3 protein-coding genes and 1 tRNA gene are annotated in these 2,606 nt (G+C 60.8%); all 4 read right to left on the reverse strand.

Translation table 11 applies throughout. The annotated features are described in order from the left end of the window. Positions 1-130: 130 nt before the first annotated feature. Positions 131-206, reverse strand: a tRNA-Val gene (locus OCL88_RS20915). Between the two features lie 54 nt (positions 207-260). Further along, positions 261-1,190, reverse strand: coding sequence for an NAD-dependent protein deacetylase (locus OCL88_RS20920; protein WP_264963823.1), 930 nt, complete (start codon positions 1,188-1,190; stop codon positions 261-263). A gap of 49 nt (positions 1,191-1,239) precedes the next feature. Next, positions 1,240-1,734 carry a peroxiredoxin gene (locus tag OCL88_RS20925; protein WP_166185469.1) on the reverse strand — a complete coding sequence of 165 codons (495 nt, stop codon included), beginning with the start codon at positions 1,732-1,734 and terminating at the stop codon, positions 1,240-1,242. After that, a complete protein-coding gene (locus OCL88_RS20930; RefSeq protein WP_021474829.1) occupies positions 1,731-2,150 on the reverse strand; it encodes a DUF3052 domain-containing protein in 420 nt (139 codons plus the stop codon). The genes OCL88_RS20925 and OCL88_RS20930 overlap by 4 nt, the downstream gene beginning before the upstream one ends. Between the last annotated feature and the right edge of the window lie 456 nt (positions 2,151-2,606).

Raw genomic sequence — 2,606 nt, forward strand, 5'->3', positions numbered from 1 at the left:
GGCAGGACGCACCTAACACGCCCGGGATTTACACACGTTTTGTCCTATAACCCGCAGGTACTGACAGGATTGCTGCCGGCAAAAACAAACCCCCGGCTTCTTCCAATGGGAAGATGCCGGGGGTTTTATGTGGTGGGTCCTACCGGGATCGAACCGATGACATCCACGGTGTAAACGTGGCGCTCTACCAGCTGAGCTAAAGACCCTTGCTTGGTTCCGTACGTTCAGCACGTCGACCAACGAACAACGACTCTACATGATCATCCGGCAGAATGACCAATCGAACGTTCCGCTTGATCCAGATCGGGCAAATGCCCCGCCAAATAGCTCAACGCTCCGCTGACGCCCAGGTCCAGCTTCAGCGTTGCGAACTCATCGCCACGGGTGATGCCCCTGTTGATAATGACCACCGGCTTGCCCGCCTTGGCAGCATGGCGGACGAACCTCAGCCCGCTCATGACGGTTAGAGACGATCCGGCCACCAAAAGGGCGCCGGCGTCGTCAACCATGCCATAAGCCCGCTGAACACGGTCCTTGGGGACGTTTTCACCGAAATAGACAAAGTGAGGTTTGAGGGTTGCCCCGCAGACGGGACAGACGGCCACCACAAAGGACGTGATGAGTTCCGGATCTTCCACGGTCGCATCCGCATCAGGAGCCATCTCCACCACGCCGGCCTCGACGGCCTTCTGGACAAAGCCCGGGTTCAGCTCCTCGAGGATGGCGGCGAGCAACTTCCTGGAAAAGGTGTGGCCCTGCTCCAGGCAGATGACCTGGTCGAAGCGTCCATGGAGGTCCACCACGTTGACGCTGCCTGCGTCTTCGTGGAGCCTGTCGACGTTCTGCGTGATGAGTCCGCTCAGGAGGCCCCGCTGTTCCATGGCTGCCACGGCGGCATGGCCCACGTTCGGATTGGCGCGGCGCAGATGCGACCATCCGATGTGGTTGCGGGCCCAGTACCGCCGGCGGTTTGCCGCGCTGCGGATGAACTCCTGGTAGGTCATGGGCTTTCTTGGCGCCGATCCCGGTCCCCTGTAATCAGGTATTCCGGAATCCGTACTGAGGCCTGCGCCAGTGAGGACAGCCAGTCGCTTGCCTGCCAGGACCCCATGCGCTTCTTGCAGCCCGGCAACCTCGGCTGGTTCCAGGGCTTCCATGGGTGCGGGGTCCTGGCTGGCGAAGCCTGTCATGCCCACGCCAGGCGCCACGTTGCTCACAGCCGGCCCGGGGGGTGCACTGCTACTGCTCCGCCAAGGCAGAAAGCGCGGCACGGTATTCTCCGAGGTCGCGTGCTTGCCCCCGGGGGTTGACTACCACGTAGCGGACGATGCCATCTGCATCGATGATGAACGTTCCCCGAAGAGCCATCCCGCTGTCTTCGTCGAAAACGCCATACTGACGGGCTACTTCCCCGTGGGGCCAGAAGTCCGCCAGAAGATCAAACCCGTAGCCCTCTTTTTCGGCGTAGGCGCGCAAGGAAAACTTACTGTCCACGGAGATGCCGAGCACTGCAGCGTCAGCGTCGTCAAAGGCCCCGATATTGTCCCGGAGCTCACAGAGTTCACCGGTGCAGATTCCTGAGAAAGCAAAGGGATAGAAAACCAGGACCACGTTCCGGCCCCTGAAGTCCGACAACCGGATGGGCTCGCCGTATTGGTTGGACAACTCGAAGTCCGGCGCCGGTTCCCCGGCCGCAGGTACGGTCGCCGGGAGGGATTCGCGTACTTCCGTCACTTGTTCTTCTTTGCCACGAGCCGGGTGGCACTCCAGTCCTTGGAAACTCCGGCCGAGGTTGTCAGGTGGAGCCCGGACGTGGGCGCTGCATCCTGGATATCGGCCGGGGAGACGTAATTGGGACGGCCGGACTTGGGCGTCAGGACCCAAACCACTCCGCCCTCCTTCAAAGTGGTGAGCGAGTCCATCAGGGCATCCACCAGGTCACCGTCGCCGTCGCGCCACCAGAAAATCACGGCATCGACGACGTCATGATCGTCTTCATCCAAGAGTTCTGATCCGGTGAAATCCTCGATATCGTCACGCAAGTCGAAGTCGACGTCGTCGTCATAGCCGCGTTCCTGAATCAGATCCCCATCTTTGAAACCCAATCTTTCCGCCACATTTACCGATGTGGCGGCGTCGGCCTCGCTCACGTTTCCTCCTTTTGAAGTGACTTCCATTACTAAAGCCAACACCCTTTGGGCGCCCGCTTCAAGCCGTCGCAGCTGCGGGCGGCCACTTTCCACCTTACTCCGAGGGCTTTTGCCCGCGCGGAAACTCCGTGTATCCGGCCATGCCACACGTCCGGGTGTGACATACAACGCCTGTGAACGGGTGCGGCTACGCATACCAGCGCCGCGAAAGCTAGAGTGGCCATGAGCGCTTTGGCTGCAGGGCGACCGCCCCGAAGAAATCCATTATGGACAGCCATTCGCTCACAAGACCTGCCCGGCGCATCCGACCGGGCTGTTGAAACCGAGATGTCGCACACGACGCGTTCATGACGGGCAGTTACCCTGCCGGACCTGAGGCGCCGATGGATGCGCCTAAAGGAAGGTTGGACGTGGCTGCAGGAGAAGAGACCTCACACATCCTCAGCGGGTTGACTG

Source organism: Paenarthrobacter sp. PAE-2 (assembly GCF_026013155.1).
Classification (GTDB): Bacteria; Actinomycetota; Actinomycetes; order Actinomycetales; family Micrococcaceae; genus Arthrobacter; species Arthrobacter ureafaciens.